Here is a 19,869-nt window from a genome sequence, read left to right on the forward strand (position 1 = left end):
TAAATAACCCCTTAGTTAGAATCCGTGATTTAAGAAATTTATATAAAATTGAATGATGTCAGTTCCCCAATAGTACGCAGACAATGTACCTGCTGCGATAAATGGTCCAAATGGAATGGGCTGCCGTCTTTTGACGATTCTAAAAATCATCGCCAATCCCCCGAGAACAGCACCGTATAAGGTAGATAGAAAAAATGATAAAAGGACTAGTTTAATGCCTAAAACAAATCCAATTACGGCATATAGTTTAACATCGCCGAAGCCCATTCCGCCTTTGCTGACAAGGGCTACAATTAATAGAAGAGTGAATCCTGAAATCGCCCCTAAAAGGCTGTCCCACCAAGGGTTCAGCGGCCAAATAATTCGTTCCAATAAAAAAATCCCTGCAAACCAAATTAAAATTTTATCAGGGATGATCATATAATGAATATCTGAAACTATGATAATCATAAACATTGAAATGAGTGTTAACGCAACTACTAACTCTCCTGACCATCCTACTATATATGGTGCTGTTGCAAACAATATCCCGTTTAACAATTCCATTGTCGGGTATATAGGAGAAATCCGCGACTGACAGCCACGGCATTTCCCCTTTTGGATTAAATAAGATATTACTGGTATTAGTTCGTATGCATTTAATTGGTGCCCGCAGGTTGGACAAGCAGAGCGTGGGGCGATGATTGATTTTTTTAAAGGAACCCTTAATCCGACTACATTAAAGAATGAACCAAAAATTAAACCATATAATAATAATAAACTAAAACCTATCATATTCTTATGGAGTAACAACATCTCTACCTAAACTTTTAGAATCGGCATTTATATGAACCTTACTACCTGTTTTACCAACAAGTTTAACAGTATAAGTAGCATCTTTTCCTGTTCTAACTATGGTTACAGTACTGGCATCTGTATCATAACCTGCCTTATCAGTAGGATCATCAAATCGTTCAACATATCCTTTTGTTATTAAATCCTCTAATTTTACTACCGCTTGCTCTTTTCCAGTACTTGGAGTATTCGGAGCCCATGTTAGTACTGAATCATTTGAAGCAACGGCATTTCTAGAAGCAGAAACCATTTGTTGAGCATTGGCTACGTGAGCATCCTTTTTAGAATTATCGATTAATCCTAGAATTGATGGTATTGCAATTGCTGCGATAATACCTAAGATAACAATAACTGCAAGCAATTCAATTAGTGTCATACCTTTTTGGTCCTTAAGTCTTTTCTTTAATTTTTGAATCATTATCCCACTCTCCTAAATAGTTCTATAAACCTAGTAATATTTTCTCTTGTATTATACAGTAATTGTTAAAGTGAATAAAATAATATTTATTGGTTTTTGTAGTTATTCGTCATCTTTGTTGTAAATTTGTCATTTTATTGATTCATTTGTTGAAATTGGTCAAACATGCTAAACATTGGAACCATAATAGATGTTACGATAGTCCCAACTAATCCAGATAAAGCCACAATCATCAACGGCTCGATTAAAGATTTTAATTGGTCTGTGCCTGTTTCTACCTCTTTTTCATAAAAATCGGCGATTTTTGACAGCATGGCATCCAAGGCACCCGTTTCTTCCCCTATTACAATCATTTGCGTAACAAGTGGTGGAAAGGCCCAATGAGCTTGCATGGGTTCGGCCATCGAACTGCCTTTTTCTAAAGAATACCGAGATTCACGAATAACCTTCGAAAGGACTTCATTCTCGACAACTTTCTCAACAATGACCATCGCTTGGAGAATCGGGACTGAACTAGAAAACAAAGAACTGAGTGTTCGCATCATCCTAGCTAGTGATGCTTTTTGGAGAAGGTTGCCGAATACTGGCATCTTCAATAAAAAATAGTCCAGATAATATTTTGTTTTTTTATTTTTGTTTAAATAAGTAATAGTAAGCACTATAAGAATAATGACTAGCGTAATCAACCACCAAAAGGATTGCATAAAAGCACTTGCGGCTAAAACAATTTTTGTGATTGCCGGAAGCTCTCCCCCCATTTGGTCAAACATTGAAACAAAGGTTGGGACAATCGCCAAGAGCAAAAAAATGGTTACAGCAATCGCGATAATCCCAACAACAATGGGATATGATAAGGCAGATTTTATTTTTTGCCTTGTATAATGCTGTTTTTCAAAATGGTCTCCTAAACGGTCCAGCGTTTCATCTAAGTTACCGCTGACTTCTCCGGCTTTAACCATATTAATGAACATGGAAGAAAAAATCTTCTTATGCTTTGCTACCGCATTTGAAAGGGGATTTCCTTCTCTCAGTTCCTGTTCCACAGCAAATAATGCCTTCTTTAACCCTTTACTTTCTGTTTGATGAGCAAGTATGGATGTTGCCTCAACAACCGTTACTCCAGCTTTAATTAACGTAGAAAATTGCCGTAAATAAATAACAAAGTGTTCCAATTTTACTGGGTTCCCCAGTGAAATATCTTTGGTAAAAATGGTTTCAGGAACTTCTTTTATTTCTATGACGCGAATTCTTTGTTCCTTAAGCTTTTCCATCGCTTCCCGTCTGGAAGAGGCATAAACGGCGCCCTCCCGTTTCCCCCTTCGATCGCGTCCTGCGTATTTAAATTTAGCCATTTTGCATCATCTTTTCCTGCAAGTATTGTGCTGCTGCCTCTTGCTGTATGACTCCACGGCCAATCAAGTCACGGATACTCATTTCAAGGGTGTGCATTCCCTGGGCACGGGACGTTTGCATTGTGCTTTGAATTTGATGGATTTTCTCACTCCGAATTAAATTCGCAATAGCCGGATTGTTTACCAAGATTTCAGTGGCAGCCCTACGTCCTTTCTTATCCGCGGTTGGAAACAAACGCTGTGATATGATTCCCACGAGAACAGAAGCCAACTGAACTCTAATTTGCGGCTGCTGGGCTGGTGGAAATACGTCAATAATCCGGTTAATCGTTGTTGGTGCACTTGAGGTATGAAGTGTCCCAAAGACCAAGTGCCCCGTTTCTGCCGCAGTAATGGCAATACCAATGGTTTCTAAGTCGCGCATCTCCCCTACCAAAATAACATCAGGGTCCTGTCGAAGGGCTGCTTTTAACCCGCTGGCATAGTTCATCGTATCATACCCAACTTCACGCTGATCGATAATGGAATTTCCATGCCGATGAAGATATTCAATCGGGTCTTCAAGCGTAATGATATGTTTACGCATCGTTCTATTCATATAATCAATCATGGAAGCAAGCGTGGTAGATTTTCCGCTTCCTGTCGGACCTGTTACTAAAATAAGGCCTTGAGGTTTTTGGACTAACTTAGTAATGATGCCGGGTAAATCCAATTCCTCTATTGTAGGTGTTTTGGAAGCGACTGCCCTAAGGGCTAAAGACACACTTTTACGTTGATGATATGAATTGACACGGAAGCGTGAGATCCCAGGAGCACCATAGGAAAAGTCAAGCTCCCCCTTTTCCTTGAATGTATCCCATTTATCCTCGGGAATAATCGCTTTCGCCATTGCCTCGGTATCAACGGGCATTAACTTTTCCGTTCCGTACCTTTTAATTTCGCCATTAATTCTGAATACAGGGGGAACACCTACAGTTAAGTGAATGTCTGAAGCTTTATATTCAATCGCTGCACGCAGTATTGCCTCAATCTTTTCTTTCATCGTCACGTTCTCCTACTCTGGAATTGCTACACGTAAAACTTCTTCTGTTGTTGTTAAACCATGTTTTACTTTTAAGAGTCCATCGTCAATTAAGAAAATGGTTTTGTTTTTAATAGCAGTGTCCTTCAGCTTTTGAAAAGTTTCACCGTTCATCATGATTCTGCGTATTTCATCATTAATAACCAGTACCTCATGTATGGCTATCCGGCCTTTATAGCCGGTCATATTACATGAAGCACAGCCTTTTCCCCGGGTAACTTTATCAATTTTCAACCCGCGCTTCGCAAAAATTTCCACTTCCCGTCTAGAAGGTTCTTGTACTTCTGCACAATCACGACAGACTTTGCGGACCAGCCGCTGTGCAACAACTCCACTTAAGGACGCAGCGAGTAAAAATGGTTCCACACCCATATCTAGCAGTCTGGTAACTGTTCCAATAGAGTCATTGGTGTGTAACGTACTTAGAACTAAATGACCAGTTAAAGATGCTCGGATGGCAACCTCTGCCGTTTCCGTGTCGCGAATCTCTCCGACCATGATGATGTTAGGGTCTTGGCGGAGAATCGACCTTAAGCCTGCAGCAAAGGTCATCCCAACATGTTGATTCACCTGAACCTGGTTGATGCCTTCAAGCTGATATTCTACTGGATCTTCGATTGTTATAATGTTTACCCCATCACTATTCAATTTATTAAGAGCCGCGTATAGTGTCGAGGATTTACCTGACCCAGTGGGGCCTGTTATTAAAACGATCCCCGTCGGTTTTTCAATCATTTCGTTAAACCGCTTAAGGTTCAGGGAATTAAATCCAAGTTTATTTAGGTCATTTAAAGTAGACCCCATGTCTAAAAGACGCATAACAATTTTTTCACCAAACACAGTCGGCAATGAAGATACACGAAGATCAACCGGATGAAAATCAAGATTTAGTTTAATCCGCCCGTCTTGAGGGACCCTGTGCTCTGTGATATCAAGACTAGACATTATTTTGATTCTTGCGGTTAAAACATTTTGCATGTTTTTAGGAAGGACCCTTTCGACCTTTAATACCCCGTCAATCCGATAGCGAACAATAACCTTTGTTTCCTGCGGGTCGATATGAATATCACTTGCTTTTTGAATTACAGCATTTGTTAAAATTTGATTAACAAGGCGAACAATCGGTGAATCTACATCAGTAATACTATCTGTTTTACTTCGTTCATTTTGCGGAAGTTGATCTAAGAGTTCGTCCAGTCCATCGTCAAACTCATAATATTTATTAATCGTACGGAGAATATCATCTTTGGTTGCAATAGTTGGTTCAATTTGAAATCCTGTTGATAAACGTAAATCGTCGATGACAATAAAATCCATCGGATTTGCCATTGCGACCCAAAGCTTGTTTCCTTCTCTCTTTAAGGGAATAATTAAGTTTCGTGTGGCTGTTTCTTTTGAAATTAAAGAAAAAAGACTCGTATCAAAAGGATATTGGAACAAAGTAATATGTGGAACTCCTAGCTGGAACTCTAATACTTCAATTAATTGCTGCTCAGTTATGAACCCTCTTTGTAAAAGAGCTTCCCCAAGTTTTTGATTTGAATCCTTCTCATTTAATACACTTTGAAGTTGCTCAGCTGTAATCAAGCCTTCTTCAATTAACAAATCACCCAGCCGTTTTCGTGTTTGCCTCATCATTCCACCTGCTTTTATTTTGGTTGTTCATTTGGCTTTCCCCAAATGTCGCTCTCTTGCTGGCCTGAATCAGATGTAGTTGGCATTGGATAAGAAGAATCAGTCGTTTGATTGCTGTCGGTTGTTCCAGACGAAGTATCCCCCAAGCCCGTTTGAGTTGTTGCACTCGACGGACTTGCAGACGTTAATCCTTGAATCACCACTTTATAAACTGGCGGATAATAATCCTCCGAAAGGAATTCACTCTTTACTAGTTGCCCTCCTTGATAGACCTCTCTATAAATCTTAACAAGTTTCCCTTCAGTCCCATTGTTTTGCACCTTTGTTTTTCCAGGGCTGATTTGCGGAGAATATTGGATGATGGTCTTTGGCTCCAGCTTCTGCTCATCTTTTGCAATGATTTTATAATCATACAAGAACTTTTGGCCCTTCAAAGTAACTTTAAGACTGTTATTTTCATTTGTGAATTCCAAAAAATATGGTAATTTATTAGGATTGAAAATTAATAGATCAGCTTGTTCAGCTTGATTCACCTTCGCTTCATATCCTAAATTCGCATAATCAGGGAGAGTGTTTCCAATATTTCGTTCAATGACTGTAAAATTCGAAGGTAAAATTGCTTGATAGATGCCAGTGGCCAAGATATTCAGGACTTTGTTATCAGTAATTTTCTGTTCCTTCGCAAAAGCTAACAATGAAAATTGCTTTTCAGCTAGGATTTCTATTTTTGAATGTGTCATAATGGTTCGCACTAATTCGCCAGGCATCTCATTAAGACGAACTACCGAAGTAGCAATAACAGTATCCTTATCAATTTTGTCAGCTAACAGATAATCGTCATAAATATTAAAAGTATGAGAACCTGGTTCAAATAATAAAGCTGTTTCATTCAAGCTATATGTCAGCTTATCAAAATCGATTTCCTTCATTTTTATTTGCGGAAACAGGATTTGCAGCTGTTCCTCAACTTGAGATTTTGTAACGGTCATATAAACCGGGTTGTTTTGGCCCTCCTTTATAGACGCCACAGTCGTTTTAGTATCCAACTCAAATAGGTTTAGGTCAAATGGGGCAGTTTTTTCCCCATATTTTAATTCCATCGAAGCATCTTTAATCCAGTTAACATACTTTTCTTCCAAAAGAGCAATAGCTTCGTCGGGTGTTTTATCCGAAACATCTAAGGCACAAATGGTTGTCCCTCCGGAAAATTTCCCATCCGCATTTGATAATCTCTCAAATGCTCTAGCTCCAAAATGAGAAAAGCTAAAAATAAAAGCCGTACTAAAGAATAGTACAACAAATAATTTTATCATTTGTTGATTTTTACCCAAGCAAACGCCTCCTTCTCAAACCCTTCAAAAAAGCTAGAAACCAACGTATTTCTATTTCTTCAGCACCATGTTTTTTTCCAATACAATTTCTTCAAGCATATCATCAGAAGTTGATGCAGCTTCCTTTTCAGATTGAAGAAGATCATGAAGAGGCAGTTCATTGTTTAAATTTACAACTTCTTCTTCAAAACCGATTGGTGCAAGAGTATGAATTTCTTGTAGTTCAGCTGGTTCTTTCAGCTGTTCCTCTGATTCCATTTCAAGTAAACTTTCAATTTCAGATAAATAACTGATGTCCGGGCTTTGCTCATTCGTTTCGCGTTGTAATTCGTTCTTAGAATCTATTTCTACCTGACTTTTAATAGCAGATAAATGGTTCAGAGTCTCATTTATTTCTCCAGTTTGTCCACTAAACTCTCCAATATCTCGTTGTAGTAAAAAGGAAATTTCTTCATCCAATTCCTCGGACTTATGATTTATTTTCTTTAAGTTAATTTTATTTTCAATATCTCCGTCTCGATATTTCAGAGAAACTTCATCTAAAACCGAGTCTTCCTTCAAAGCTCGATTAAGCCCATTGCTAATTTTTTTTTCAGGTTCTTCTTTAAGCATTCTTTCATCAAGCATGGCAGTTTCTTGATACATTACTTTCCCCATTCGCTGATCAAATAAATAAGCGGCAAAAAAGACGAGAACTAAAATTATTAATCCAGTCTGCCATAAAGGAGTTATAGAAACTGCTGCAATTCCTGCAAGTGCGAATACAAAACTAGCTAAAATAATGATAAACTTACCCCTTAAAGTAAATCCGAGTGGAATAAAAGATACTATCAAAATTAATACAGGTATAGCCAATCCAGCCCATATTAGTGATTGCATTTATTCACTCCCCCTATTAAATAGTCCTTTTCTATCTATTAATCTACAAATTTTAACATATTCCATTATTTTTTGTTTATTTGATTAAAAATCAGACAAATTTCGCCTACTAAATATTGTATAATACTCTTAAGTATTTTAAAAGAAGGCGGAGAATTTTTTATGTGGGAAAATTTCCAAGAGCAAAAAGGCCTAACCTTAGTTGAAATTCTAGTATCAATTGTTTTGCTCGCTATCATTTCAACTGCTTTGTTAGGATTTTTTACCCAGTCAGCATTATTTTCAAATAAAAACGAACAAAAATTAGGGACAATGGCAACAGCACAGAAATATATTAATTTAGTTGAAGATTTACCTAAAGAAAAATTCTTATCATTTAATCTATCAACTGAGGTTTCATTAACTGAAGATCAAATCAGAAATTTGTTTGACCCGCCTTTAGCTAAAAGCAACTATAATATAAGTGCAAAAATAGCTATTAAACCAAATACTGAAAACCTTATTCAGTTTACAATCATTGTCGAAGACCCTAAAGATTCAAATAATAAGTCCATTACTTACACATATATTCGGAAGTGAGCTAAAACGATGAAAGATGAAAAGGGCATTACGCTAATAGAATTGTTAGTTGCGCTTTCAATTCTTGTTATTATTTCCTCACTACTTTATGGTGCTTTAGTAGATGTAAACAAAAACTACAGACAAATTTCCGAAAGAAATTCGTTAAGACAGGATGCAAATAGGATTTTAGCTACTTTAACGAACTACCATCAGAAAAAGACGCTGCATTATGTTGACCCCGCCACTAATAAAGAAACGTATAAAATTAAATATGATCCAAGCTCTCAAACCGCTTATATCGGTCAATCTTCGGCAAATATTCCATTGGCGGATAGTGGGCAAAAAATCGAGCTGAAGGTGGGTCAACCTAACTATCAGGAAATACCCAATGAACAAACAATTGATCCTTATAAACCCCTTTATGTAAATTTTAAACTGATAGATAATACTGGAATTTCTTATGAAATCAATACGATTATTAAACAATATTAAGGGGGCGGGCACCATAAAGAGTGAAAAGGGTTATACCTTAATTCTTGTTATGATTATTGTTTCCGTAACAATGATTCTTGCAGCCACTTTAAGCAGTTCAGTTATAAGTGCAAGAAAACAGTTCAATAAAACCGAAAACATTAATATAGCTACAGATCTCGCCGAAATGGGAATTACCTATTATCAGGCAGCAATAAATAATCTTATCATTAATACACAAGAAACAATAAAAGTTAGTAAAAACGATTTTTGTACTGAATTTACGTTGGAAGAACGTAACAATACAAACATTTACAGTCCTAAATATGTTGATACTGATGGAAATAAATATAAAATAGATAAAACTGCACCTATTAGTTGTTCTAATGTCGGTCAGTTTAAATTTACTTTTACTAGTACTGGAACAACTAAATCCGGAGAAGTGAGACAGTTACAAGGGACTATTGCTATTTCCCAAGTAAAGGTCGGAAAGGATCTCCCTGACTATTCACTTTTTAAAGATTCAGGCATTACTAAACAAGTTAATTATTCTATTGAGTTCCCCTCAACCACGTACCCTAATGGAGTAGCTTTTAATTCTGGTCTCACTATCGTAGGGGGAAATATCTTGACAGTTTTAAAAAGTGCTTACTTTTCATCAATGGAGATAAACGGTGGGGCACAGGTCATTGTCCAGGAGACGGCTATTATTAATAAAATTACTTCGGTAAATGGAAATACAAATCTGATTATTTATGGAGATGCTATATTTCTTACTGAAACCCCACGAATTGATAAACTTGCCGGGAAAGCTAATATATGCATTTACGGAAACATATATACAGTTAAGAATAATAAACTATATGATTATACCGATTTTTCCAATTACTTCAATAACACCTGCAGTAATTCCAATTCCAGTTGGACAGTCAATCCCGAAAGTGGAGTTACAGTCACCTATTAATGAAGAAAAAAGCCGATTCAGTTAAATCGGCTTTTTTAAGGTTATTTTTAAGATTCAATAAATATAGATAAAAACCAATAGATTTTTAACACGACGAATACTCCGCCACCCGATTCCTTCCAGCTCTTTTTGCTCCCACGTACAGCGCCCGGTCCGCATGTCGAATCAAGGCAAGAGCATCCTCAGCATCTTCTGGTGCAGTTGCCACTCCAATCGAGGCAGTTATTTTCACCTGCAGTTTCTTTTGATCCTGATCAATTGTTTCAAAGAGGGTAAATGGCCAATTGGCGATGGACTCCCTGATTAATTCAGCTGTTTGATAAGCTTCCTCTTTCGAAACATCAGGCAAGAGAACAACAAATTCCTCACCACCATAGCGGGCAACAGTGCCCCGGCTCCCTACCAATTTACTGATTCTTCCAGAAATATCAATCAGAATTTCATTTCCGCTTTGATGGCCGTATGTATCATTAATGTTTTTAAAATGATCGATGTCAAGAATGATTAACGAAATCACGTTTTGCTCAAACCGCTTAAGCTGCTCAAACTCCTTCATTAATGCATTTTCAAAGTAGCGGTAATTATATAATTTGGTGAGTGAACATCGTTCGCTCTGCATTTTTGTACGTTCATAATGCTTGGCATTTTCCATAGCAACAGCAAAATACGAGCAGAGAATATCGACAATGGTCAACTGATATTTTTCGTAGGCTCGTTCCTGCTTTGAAGCAAGCAGCAGCACGCCAATAACCATTTTATTACGCATAATCGGAACGCTTAAAATACTTTTAGCATCCAGTGGAAGATATCCTCCGTTTGTGAGATGCAGCCATTCCTTTTTCCGTGAATAAAAACAAGCCTTTTGCTTGTCCCAAACCATCCCGGAAATTCCTTCATTTTTTTTCAAAGGCGGCCTATTATATGGATCCACCCGCCCATCTTCAACATAGCGGGTCAATTTCAGTTCATCCCCAGAAACCTCAAAAATATAAGCATAATCAACCGGCAGCATTCCTCCAAGTTTTTGAATAAACAAGTTTACAACATCATCGACTTGAAGCCGTTCTGCCATCTGATGGCCGATTTCTGCCGCTTTTTGCAGATACAGATTAATTTTTTCACTAGAGTAATATAAATTAAAAATAACCGAAAGGCTGACGAACGGAACCCCTACAAAAAGAAGAGACAATAAACCTAATTGATTATATAGTATGTATAACACAACACCGACTGGAATCGTAATAATTGTTGTTAAAGTCTCTACCAAAAAATCTTTTCCAAAGTAAGCGTTCTTACGCTTATAGACAAAAAATAGATTAAAAGAAACAATGACCTGATTAATAGAATAATTTAACACCGCATACAAAATAGCCAGCAAAAAAGCTTCACTATCTTCAGTTAAGTGCGGAGACGTTTGGCCACCGAGCAGATAATATACAGTACCGCTCAAGAACGAAACAATAAAGAACATGATCATGTTAAGTGGCAAGCGGAATAGTTGCTTTTTTGGAACTCTTAGTTTTAGTAGTAAAACAAGTACTGCAATCTGAGCAAATACCATTTCCACAAACAATCCGAAAATTAAAAAAACGGTAAAAGACACCCATTGAATGAGAAAAATGGGCACGTTATTAATTATAATTGGCATTCCTGCCACAATGGCCATAAGCGCTAAATAGGCAATAAGTTCATGCCAATTTCCTGTCAGGTGCGGGGGAAAAGTTTGATAGGTAAACCACATTCCAGCTGGTACTAACATAATCCAGATCAGATAAATTGCTGTTTGGACATGCGGTTTAACACCCATCTTCCTTCCCCTCCTCACCTAATTATTATTAATTCAAGATAATTTTATTTTACCAAAAAATAGCCAATCTGTCACAGAGAAATCGTCATATTTTTCAAATATTGACAAATAATTGGCTTTGCTTCTGAGATAAAATATAGAGAGCCCGTGATGATAAGCATGTCATTGGGAGGCAGGTGAGAAATTTCTTCTTTTATATAAGGCTGCCAATCTTCGACTGCGAATTTATTTGCAGATTGACTGATTTTCAGCAAGTCTTCAGCATTAGCCGCCCTTGGGAAATCAAAGCTGACAAAAGAAATCTGAGCAGCAATTCCGTCAAGCTTGGCTATCATTTTGTCTAGCTTCTTATCTTTTAACGCGGCAAATATTATCTGGATATTGCGATTGGCGTAACGGGTCGACAATTCATGAACCAATGCCGTAATTCCCTCATCATTATGTGCACCATCGATGATGACCAGAGGGTTTTCAGATAAAACCTCAAAGCGGCCCGGCCAATAGGCCTTTTTTAATCCATTCCTGATGGCCTGTTCAGGAACTGAAATGAAAGCATGTTGGTTTAAATATAGAACTGCACTGACGGCAAGTGCGGCATTTTCGGTTTGGTGCTGGCCAATCATGCTGATTTCAAGTTTTTCTAAGGTATCCCCCGTTGTTTGTAAAGTAAATATTTCACCCTTCTGGATGGATTCATGAGCACCGATCGAAAACTCCTGATCTAATCGATAAATTGATGCCTCTTTTTTCTCAGCCTGTTCCTCGATTACCTTAAGTGCTCTAGGGTGTTTGACCGCTGTAAAAATCGGCGTCCTTTCCTTGATGATTCCCGCCTTCTCAAATGCAATATCTTCATGGGTGTTACCGAGGATGTTGGTGTGATCGAGACCAATATTTGTGATTATCGAAGCCAATGGCTGCACTATATTCGTGGAATCAAATCGTCCGCCAAGCCCAACCTCGTAAAGGACGATATCGATTTCAGGGTAATTGGCAAAATAATAGAACGACATGGCCGTGATAACTTCAAATTCTGTCGGTCCGCCAAGGTCTGTTTCCTCTAATTCATTTGCTAAAGGAAGAATGACATTTGTTAATTCCAGTATTTCTTGATCTGTGATAGGCTTGCCGTTAACACTAATTCGCTCGTTGAATTGTTCAATATAGGGAGATGTAAACGTACCGACTGTATACCCTGCTTCCTGCAGAATGGAACGCAAATAAGTAACGGTTGAGCCTTTTCCATTTGTCCCGCCTATATGCACAGTTTTGATTTTTGTTTCCGGGTGGCCGAGCCTGTCCATCATCCATTCCATCCGTTTTAACCCTGGTTTAATGCCGAGCCTGAGCCTTGCATGAATCCAATCAAGGGCTTCTTTATAAGTAGTAAACATGTCTGACACCCCTTTTGTTAAAAAAATAAGCCAAGACGAATCCAAAATGGATTCGCCTTCAGCTTCATTAACCTCTTAACTCTTTAATACGAGCTTCTACAATGTTTCGTTTTTCCAGATAGTCTTGTTCTTTGGCACGTTCTTCGGCTACAACACTTTCAGGTGCTTTTTTCATAAAGCCTTCATTGCTTAATTTCTTTTGAACACGCTCTACCTCTTTATTTAATTTATCCAATTCCTTCTCAAGGCGGGCAATTTCTTCATCAATATTGATCAGGCCTTGAAGTGGAAGGATAATCTCGACACCCGTAATAACTGCAGTCATTGCTTTTTCAGGGGTTTCGATGTTCAGTCCCATTTGCAGTTCTTCCGGGTTACAGAACTTTTCAATATAGCTCCGGTTATTCTCTAAAGCTGTTAAGATTTTTTCATCCTTAGCTTTCACCAACATTTTGATTTTCTTGCTCATTGGTGTGTTAACTTCAGCACGAATGTTTCGTACAGAGCGGATCATTTCCATCAGAAGCTTCATTTCCTGCGCCGCTTCTTCATCTGTATACTCAGGTTTTACCTCCGGCCATTTTGCTTCCGTAATCGATTCACCGGAATGAGGCAGGTTCTGCCAAATTTCCTCGGTGATAAATGGCATGAACGGGTGTAAAAGTCTCATTGTTTGATCTAATACGTAAGCTAAGATTGAACGGGTTGTTTTCTTAGCCGCTTCATCTTCACTGTATAAAGGAAGCTTCGCCATTTCGATATACCAGTCGCAGAAGTCATCCCAGATAAAGTTATATAAGGCACGGCCAACTTCACCGAATTCGTAGCGCTCTGACAGCTTTGTCACATGTTCAATTGTTTCATTTAAGCGTGTTAGAATCCATTTATCAGCAACTGACTTTTCTCCGCTGAAATCAATCTCTTCATAGGTAAGACCATTCATATTCATTAAGGCAAAACGGGAAGCATTCCAAATTTTATTGGCAAAGTTCCAGGTTGCTTCAACCTTTTCTGTACTGTAACGCAAATCTTGACCTGGTGAAGATCCTGTTGATAGGAAGTAGCGAAGTGCATCCGCACCGTACTTGTCGATTACCTCCATTGGGTCAACGCCGTTTCCAAGTGACTTACTCATTTTCCGGCCCTGCTCATCACGAACAAGCCCGTGAATCAGAACATCTTTAAATGGACGCTTGCCGGTAAATTCAAGGCTTTGGAAAATCATCCTTGAAACCCAGAAGAAGATAATGTCGTAGCCTGTTACCAGAACATCCGTTGAGAAGTAACGTTTGAAATCGGCTGATTCTGTGTCAGGCCAGCCCATAGTAGAGAACGGCCATAATGCTGAACTGAACCATGTATCTAATACATCTTTGTCCTGTTCCCAGTTTTCAATGTCTGCAGGTGCCTCGTGGCCAACATATACTTCACCAGTCTCTTTATGATACCAAGCCGGGATGCGGTGTCCCCACCATAACTGACGGGAAATACACCAGTCGCGGATATTTTCCATCCAGTGCAGATACGTTTTTTCAAAGCGGTCTGGAACAAAGTGAACTTTTTCTTCCTTGCTTTGAAGCGCAATTGCTTGATCAGCCAATGGCTGCATTTTAACAAACCATTGTGTTGATAGATAAGGCTCTACTACAGCTCCGCTGCGCTCAGAGTGGCCAACGGAATGCAGGTGATCTTCAATTTTAAACAGAACGCCTTGTTCTTGAAGGTCTTTAACAATTTGCTTACGGCATTCGAAGCGGTCAAGCCCTTGGTATTTACCGGCCTTTTCGTTCATGCTTCCATCTTCATTCATAACAAGAATACGCTCAAGATTATGGCGATTTCCGAGTTCAAAGTCGTTCGGGTCATGGGCAGGAGTAATTTTAACCGCACCTGAACCAAATTCCATATCGACATAATCATCGCCAACGATCGGGATTTCCCGGCCAACAATTGGCAGGATAACTGTTTTACCGATTAGGTGCTTATAACGGTCATCTTCAGGATGAACCGCAACCGCAGTATCGCCTAACATCGTCTCCGGACGAGTTGTTGCCACTTCAATATAGCCGGAACCGTCGGCTAACGGATACTTCATATGATAAAAGGCACCTTGAACATCCTTATAAATAACCTCAATATCAGATAAGGCTGTTTTTGTGGATGGATCCCAGTTGATAATATATTCGCCGCGATAGATTAAGCCTTTGTTGTAAAGGGTAACGAATACTTCGCGAACCGCCTTTGAAAGTCCCTCATCAAGAGTGAAACGCTCCCGGGTGTAGTCAAGTCCTAAACCTAACTTTGCCCACTGCTGGCGGATATGGGAAGCATATTCTTCCTTCCACTTCCATGTTTCCTCAACAAACTTTTCCCTGCCGAGGTCATAACGGCTTTTGCCTTCGCTTTTAAGCTTTTGTTCAACCTTTGCCTGGGTCGCGATTCCAGCATGGTCCATGCCAGGAAGCCAAAGAACATCATAGCCCTGCATCCGCTTCATGCGTGTCATGATATCTTGGAGAGTCGTATCCCATGCATGCCCTAAATGGAGTTTTCCTGTAACGTTAGGCGGCGGGATCACGATTGTATATGGCTGTTTTCCCTCATCATCTTTTGCTTCGAAAAATTTCCCTTGCAGCCACCATTCATAACGACCTTTTTCAATTGTTTGCGGGTCGTATTTGGTTGGCATCGTAATTTCTTTTGTTTCCAACTGAATTGCCTCCTTTTTATCTTTTAGAAACAACAAAAAACCCCATTCGTCATAAAAGGACGAATGGAGTTGCTTCGCGGTACCACCTTTTTTCCAATCATATTTATGATTGGCACTTCATCGGATAACGGATTTCATCCGTCTTCTACTACTGGGGCCTTTGGCCTGTTCACAGAAGAAGCTCTTGGGCGACCTTCCGATGTTCCGCTTAGGAAATCTTTCAGCTGCTGATTCCCCTCTCTAAAAGCTGGCTTTCACCGTACTCTTCCCTGTCAAAGCTTTGATTTTTAATTATATAGTTATACTACCCAAAAAACGGGGTTCACGTCAATCAGGTTAACCTTATTTTTTATAAATTATACTATATGCAAACAGGATACCGTCTGACTGCACTTATTAAGCTGTTTGATATTTTTCCTCTGAACTTCTAAGCGAATGATTACTTCTTTTCTTATTAAGGCAGGCTTCTGCTTTTGCAAGCGTCATGCCGATGGTTGCCCAAAATAACGGTGCTACCGGGACAACACTAATATTAAAAAACGCCTGAATTAAGTAACCAGTGATTGCTGAAAACAAACATAATAAGATTATTTTATCATTTCCCTTAGCCGCTTTTGCAGCTTGAAGGGTCCTCCATAAAATGATAGAAAGTAACAGAAGATAGACTAATAAGGCTGGTACCCCTAAAGTTATCGCCATATGCAAATATTCGTTATGGGCCTTATCCACTACCATGTCTCCGAATATTTTCTTTTTTTCCTTATCATTTGGAAAGACATATTCCAATGTGTCCGGTCCGGAACCAGTCCAAAAATAGTCATGGATTAATGGCAGGGATTTTCTCCAAATAAAAAACCGAAAGGACCCAACTTGATCTGTATTATCTTTTTCAACTAGCTTTTTAGAATCGGACACAACAGAAACTAAACGGTTAATATAGTTCCCTTGCTCCAAAACATTAATAGCAATGAATATTACCATAAGTGTAATAATTAATTTAGTCCAATTTTCCCATAGCTGTCTTCTCTTAAAGACAACCAAGAACGATATTAGAGTAAGTCCACAAAAGACTCCAACATAACCGCTTCTTGTCTGAGTGAAAAGCAATGCTATAAAAGCTAGTCCTATAATAAATAAGAAATACGTTGATTGCTTTCTATTTTTGGCAGTTAAATATAGTGATATCGTACCCAAAATAATTAATACAAGATAGGATCCAAAAAAATTAGCGTTATCAAAAAACGAATAACTTCTCGGGTCTAAAAGTTTCGAGCTGTTCCTTGGGAAAAAATCTAAAAAATAATGCTGCAAAACTCCATAAATGGAAGCCGGGATAGATACGATTGCCATACCTATGAAAATCTTCTGTATTTTGTTTACATCTAATAACTTATATGAAAATAGAAATATACTTAAATATGAAAAATAAGTTAAGATTCCTTCATACCGATATTTAGTCCCATACAACGAGGTTTTTAAGTTAACTGAAAAAATAGTTGAAATAATTGCTAAACAAAGAAAAATGACAACGATTAATTCCACTGATTGATATGGCTTTTTAAGATTCATTGTCCAATATTTTTTCCTTAATATGATAAACAGCCAACTACCCAAAACAAAAATATTTAAATAAGCAACCTTTGGCATGGTATAACTCGGATCATAGCCCCAAGGATAAATCATCAAAGGAAACGACAAAAGAAACCAAAACATTCAAATTACCCCTTATGTCACAAGTCCTGTGTAAAAACACCTAGTATTTCAATTACTTCTAATTATTCCATTTCTTTTCAATTTATTCAATCTGAATTTAAAGCGGTAAGTTTTAGATGAATTTTGGGGCATACACACAAATTCTCGAATATACATATGATAAGGGTAAATTGGGAAAGGGGGGGTTAGGGGTGAAGAATTTCCACAAATATAAACACCGTCCCTGGTTTAGAACGTTTCGGAGATTGTCCGGACAGCTGGTCGTCCCATTTATTATCTTTCAGTTTATACGAACTATTTTTCTGCCAACCATTTTTGATGTCTTGTTATTATCCCTTTTTATCGTCATTGCCATTTCCATTTATTTCGAAATTATTTAAGGAGCCCTATTTGCAGATAAATCCTGCTATTGGGCTCCTTCTTTTGCCTGCTGGGCTGCCTCTTGGGCTGCTTTTTGCTGGTTCTCGATTTCCGTCATTCGCATGACAATATATTCGGTATTTTTTAAATGCCAATAGCGATTCTGCAGCTGGCGGACATATTTTAACTCATTTTTCGGACGTGGCTTCCGATAATACTTTTCTGCCATTTGGATGATGGGTATTGGGTAGGCCAAGTAGCTGTTGAATAATAATTTTTCCTCCTGCTTAAATGGAAAGTATTTAAAATAATGATACACCAAACTGATCGCATCATCATTTCGCTTCGGACTTGTGTTTAAAGTCCTTGACACATACGGGAGCAGGTCATGGATTGGCGAGCCGTAACGGGCATTTTCAAAATTAATAAAATAGCCGTATCCCCGTTCATCATAAAGAAAATGATCGGATGAAAGCTTCCCGTGGACAACCACCATTCGGGCTTTCTCATTTTCCTTTGTGCTCTCATACCATTCTTCAAATTTTGCTTTTGAAAATCGGAGCGCCTGGCTGATTTCATTGTAATATAGGCAAAACAACAGTTCGAATGGTGACATATAGGTCTTCTTCTCACAATTATCAATGTAGCCATCAAGAAATTCCTGGTTTTTATCAAGCAGCTGCAAGGTTTTTTCGTAATGCTCGGCCCGCTCCTCCTTGTTTACTTCGATTTCCTTTGAGGAAACCGTATGAAGCCGGGCCAATTCGCGAAAAAGCTGCTGGCTTTTGTACTGGTGGTCTTCTCTTTGGTCGTTTGCCATCCAAGGCATGAGATAGTAAAGATTATTATCATGCAATACCGCATATCTGCCATCCATGGTAGGATATATTGGAACAATCCTGTTAAAGCCTCTTTGATAGAGATAATGGACATGCCGAATGAAATCTGTCCCTAAGGCTGGGGGAATTTTTTTCAGGGCAAAGGTACCTTTGTTAGAATAAATTTTTTGAATGCCCCCAAAATCCTCTACAAAATACGGCTCTACCTGGTAGTTCTCCAAAATCGGCGTAAGGGTCTCCAGCCTATTCGAGTCATTCATGAGAATTCACTCTCTTTCATTTAGAAAAGCAAAAGGGCATAAAAAGAAAGCAGAGCAGGCCCCGTACGAACCCGCTCACCTTCTTAGGTCTGGTTATTTTTTTGCAAAGGCTGCCGGAACATACAATACTTGACCTTCATAAACATCCTGATTCAGTTCCAGATTGTTAACACGAAGGAGATTCTGAACAGAAACATCATAACGTTTAGACAAACTTTCTACTGTATCCCCTCTTTGAACAATACAAACCTTTACCCTTGTTTGCGAAGAACCTTCGTCCTTTCGAGCAAAGAATTCTGTCAGGGTCATCGATTTCTTTTTAGCTCCAAACAGCTTCTTCTTATGCTTTGGTTCCTCTTCAGATGAAGATGAAGAGCTTTCCTCTTCATATTCCACGACTACTGCTGGGGATTCCTCCACAATGATTTCTTCCTCAAACTCAACTTGAACCTCTAGAGGCTGTTTTTCTTCCTTTCTCTCCTGATAACGCCATGCAGGTTCATTTGCTTCGGCATTATACTCCTGGTACTGCCAAGGCGGCCGATATTCCTGCTGCTCTTGAGTTTGTTCCTGCGGTTGATAATTAAAGTTTGGGAACTTTGGAAATGCCTCTGCGCTCTGTTCTTCTTCCTGCGGTTTACGTGCTTCCGTCTGGAATAGATAATTATTTTGATAAGGGCTTTGTTCTGTTGGTTGAGGGAATTCGAATTCTTCCTCCTCTTCCTCCGATCCAGCGCGGTGCAGGAGTTCAATTTCAGGTTCTTCCTCCTGCTGTTGTTGCTGCTCGTTTCCATAGAGGCCACTGATGGTCAGCTCTGCTGACAGCTTTAAACAGCTGCGCTCGGGCATGGAATAATCAAACGTTTCCACAAGGACATCGATATCATACACACTTTGAATTCGATTGTTAGGAATCGTGATATCAACCGGGAATCGATGTGAAAATTCAGCTACTCCCTCTTCACGCTCGGCCACCCGTTCCACAAACTTCTGTGAGACAACACTCTCTTCATTTCCTTCCTCTTGGTCCTTGTAGCATTTATATTCGCCGGAAAGCTCCAGCGAACCGCGTATGGTGACGTACTGATCGTTTTCCTGGATGGTAATATCCGGGTCTAAGGAAATGGAAATAAGCTCCTCGACTTCCTGTCCTTTTCTAAACCACAGGGACTCCTCCACAGAAAATCTAAGGTACGATTGATTCTCCTGGGACAAAGCGACTCCTCCTTTCGTTTCCTAATGCAAAATCACTATGTCACT

General features: G+C 38.9%; 17 protein-coding genes and 1 other annotated feature. Of the genes, 4 read left to right on the top strand and 13 right to left on the bottom strand.

Features of this window, described 5'->3' with window-relative positions:
• Positions 1–15: 15 nt before the first annotated feature.
• The 7 genes from QNN06_RS24610 to QNN06_RS24640 form a co-directional block, all read right to left on the bottom strand.
• Positions 16–792, bottom strand: a complete 777-nt coding sequence (locus tag QNN06_RS24610) for a prepilin peptidase (RefSeq protein ID WP_349654922.1) — start codon at positions 790–792, stop codon at positions 16–18.
• Entirely contained in the window at positions 779–1,252 is a 474-nt protein-coding gene (locus QNN06_RS24615; RefSeq protein WP_284036109.1) for a prepilin-type N-terminal cleavage/methylation domain-containing protein, read from the bottom strand. The genes QNN06_RS24610 and QNN06_RS24615 overlap by 14 nt, the downstream gene beginning before the upstream one ends.
• A gap of 134 nt (positions 1,253–1,386) precedes the next feature.
• Complete coding sequence (locus tag QNN06_RS24620; RefSeq protein ID WP_284036110.1) at positions 1,387–2,604, bottom strand: type II secretion system F family protein; 1,218 nt, start codon at positions 2,602–2,604, stop codon at positions 1,387–1,389.
• Positions 2,597–3,646, bottom strand: a complete 1,050-nt coding sequence (locus QNN06_RS24625) for a type IV pilus twitching motility protein PilT (RefSeq protein WP_284036111.1) — start codon at positions 3,644–3,646, stop codon at positions 2,597–2,599. Before QNN06_RS24625 ends, QNN06_RS24620 begins: the two co-directional genes overlap by 8 nt.
• Positions 3,647–3,658: 12 nt before the next feature.
• Complete coding sequence (locus QNN06_RS24630; protein WP_284036112.1) at positions 3,659–5,320, bottom strand: GspE/PulE family protein; 1,662 nt, start codon at positions 5,318–5,320, stop codon at positions 3,659–3,661.
• A gap of 14 nt (positions 5,321–5,334) precedes the next feature.
• On the bottom strand, positions 5,335–6,651 hold the full coding sequence (locus QNN06_RS24635; protein ID WP_284036113.1) for a G5 domain-containing protein: 1,317 nt from the start codon (positions 6,649–6,651) through the stop codon (positions 5,335–5,337).
• A gap of 51 nt (positions 6,652–6,702) precedes the next feature.
• Positions 6,703–7,530 (bottom strand): YbaN family protein, encoded by an 828-nt coding sequence (locus QNN06_RS24640; RefSeq protein WP_284036114.1) that lies wholly within the window; start codon positions 7,528–7,530, stop codon positions 6,703–6,705.
• 162 nt (positions 7,531–7,692) lie between these two features.
• Between QNN06_RS24640 and QNN06_RS24645 the strand changes: the two genes are divergently transcribed.
• The 3 genes from QNN06_RS24645 to QNN06_RS24655 are packed head-to-tail and all read left to right on the top strand — an operon-like array spanning position 7,693 to position 9,526.
• Positions 7,693–8,109, top strand: a complete 417-nt coding sequence (locus QNN06_RS24645) for a PulJ/GspJ family protein (protein WP_284036115.1) — start codon at positions 7,693–7,695, stop codon at positions 8,107–8,109.
• A gap of 9 nt (positions 8,110–8,118) precedes the next feature.
• Positions 8,119–8,583 carry a PulJ/GspJ family protein gene (locus QNN06_RS24650; protein ID WP_284036116.1) on the top strand — a complete coding sequence of 155 codons (465 nt, stop codon included), beginning with the start codon at positions 8,119–8,121 and terminating at the stop codon, positions 8,581–8,583.
• Positions 8,552–9,526 carry a type II secretion system protein gene (locus QNN06_RS24655; protein WP_284036117.1) on the top strand — a complete coding sequence of 325 codons (975 nt, stop codon included), beginning with the start codon at positions 8,552–8,554 and terminating at the stop codon, positions 9,524–9,526. The genes QNN06_RS24650 and QNN06_RS24655 overlap by 32 nt, the downstream gene beginning before the upstream one ends.
• Before the next feature lie 85 nt (positions 9,527–9,611).
• Here the strand turns inward: QNN06_RS24655 and QNN06_RS24660 are convergent, their stop codons facing one another.
• From QNN06_RS24660 to QNN06_RS24675, 4 genes are all read right to left on the bottom strand, one after another.
• On the bottom strand, positions 9,612–11,333 hold the full coding sequence (locus QNN06_RS24660) for a sensor domain-containing diguanylate cyclase (protein WP_284036118.1): 1,722 nt from the start codon (positions 11,331–11,333) through the stop codon (positions 9,612–9,614).
• A 71-nt stretch (positions 11,334–11,404) separates the two neighbouring features.
• On the bottom strand, positions 11,405–12,727 hold the full coding sequence (locus QNN06_RS24665; RefSeq protein WP_284036119.1) for a bifunctional folylpolyglutamate synthase/dihydrofolate synthase: 1,323 nt from the start codon (positions 12,725–12,727) through the stop codon (positions 11,405–11,407).
• A 67-nt stretch (positions 12,728–12,794) separates the two neighbouring features.
• The gene (locus tag QNN06_RS24670) at positions 12,795–15,437 is read right to left on the bottom strand and encodes a valine--tRNA ligase (RefSeq protein ID WP_284036120.1); all 2,643 of its coding nucleotides are present in this window, start codon (positions 15,435–15,437) and stop codon (positions 12,795–12,797) included.
• A gap of 52 nt (positions 15,438–15,489) precedes the next feature.
• Positions 15,490–15,722: a binding site (T-box leader), on the bottom strand.
• A 111-nt stretch (positions 15,723–15,833) separates the two neighbouring features.
• Complete coding sequence (locus QNN06_RS24675; RefSeq protein ID WP_284036121.1) at positions 15,834–17,150, bottom strand: O-antigen ligase family protein; 1,317 nt, start codon at positions 17,148–17,150, stop codon at positions 15,834–15,836.
• Between the two features lie 191 nt (positions 17,151–17,341).
• Here QNN06_RS24675 and QNN06_RS24680 point away from each other — a divergent pair, with 191 nt between their 5' ends.
• Positions 17,342–17,530 (top strand): hypothetical protein, encoded by a 189-nt coding sequence (locus QNN06_RS24680; RefSeq protein WP_213119996.1) that lies wholly within the window; start codon positions 17,342–17,344, stop codon positions 17,528–17,530.
• A gap of 26 nt (positions 17,531–17,556) precedes the next feature.
• Here the strand turns inward: QNN06_RS24680 and ysxE are convergent, their stop codons facing one another.
• Both ysxE and spoVID read right to left on the bottom strand, forming a co-directional pair.
• A complete protein-coding gene (gene ysxE / locus QNN06_RS24685; RefSeq protein WP_284036122.1) occupies positions 17,557–18,609 on the bottom strand; it encodes a spore coat protein YsxE in 1,053 nt (350 codons plus the stop codon).
• A gap of 93 nt (positions 18,610–18,702) precedes the next feature.
• The gene (gene spoVID, locus QNN06_RS24690; RefSeq protein ID WP_284036123.1) at positions 18,703–19,824 is read right to left on the bottom strand and encodes a stage VI sporulation protein D; all 1,122 of its coding nucleotides are present in this window, start codon (positions 19,822–19,824) and stop codon (positions 18,703–18,705) included.
• Positions 19,825–19,869 lie beyond the last annotated feature (45 nt).

The organism is Neobacillus sp. 114, assembly GCF_030127045.1.
Taxonomy (GTDB): Bacteria; Bacillota; Bacilli; order Bacillales; family Cytobacillaceae; genus Neobacillus; species Neobacillus rhizophilus.

Excerpts from the sequence above, each read along its gene's own strand:
- QNN06_RS24645 (WP_284036115.1), top strand. The coding sequence starts at position 7,693 with ATGTGGGAAAATTTCCAAGAGCAAAAAGGCCTAACCTTAGTTGAAATT.
- QNN06_RS24625 (WP_284036111.1), bottom strand. The coding sequence starts at position 3,646 with ATGAAAGAAAAGATTGAGGCAATACTGCGTGCAGCGATTGAATATAAA.
- QNN06_RS24630 (WP_284036112.1), bottom strand. The coding sequence starts at position 5,320 with ATGAGGCAAACACGAAAACGGCTGGGTGATTTGTTAATTGAAGAAGGC.
- QNN06_RS24640 (WP_284036114.1), bottom strand. The coding sequence starts at position 7,530 with ATGCAATCACTAATATGGGCTGGATTGGCTATACCTGTATTAATTTTG.
- QNN06_RS24620 (WP_284036110.1), bottom strand. The coding sequence starts at position 2,604 with ATGGCTAAATTTAAATACGCAGGACGCGATCGAAGGGGGAAACGGGAG.
- QNN06_RS24655 (WP_284036117.1), top strand. The coding sequence starts at position 8,552 with ATGAAATCAATACGATTATTAAACAATATTAAGGGGGCGGGCACCATA.
- QNN06_RS24615 (WP_284036109.1), bottom strand. The coding sequence starts at position 1,252 with ATGATTCAAAAATTAAAGAAAAGACTTAAGGACCAAAAAGGTATGACA.
- QNN06_RS24660 (WP_284036118.1), bottom strand. The coding sequence starts at position 11,333 with ATGGGTGTTAAACCGCATGTCCAAACAGCAATTTATCTGATCTGGATT.
- QNN06_RS24675 (WP_284036121.1), bottom strand. The coding sequence starts at position 17,150 with ATGTTTTGGTTTCTTTTGTCGTTTCCTTTGATGATTTATCCTTGGGGC.
- QNN06_RS24665 (WP_284036119.1), bottom strand. The coding sequence starts at position 12,727 with ATGTTTACTACTTATAAAGAAGCCCTTGATTGGATTCATGCAAGGCTC.
- ysxE (WP_284036122.1), bottom strand. The coding sequence starts at position 18,609 with ATGAATGACTCGAATAGGCTGGAGACCCTTACGCCGATTTTGGAGAAC.
- QNN06_RS24650 (WP_284036116.1), top strand. The coding sequence starts at position 8,119 with ATGAAAGATGAAAAGGGCATTACGCTAATAGAATTGTTAGTTGCGCTT.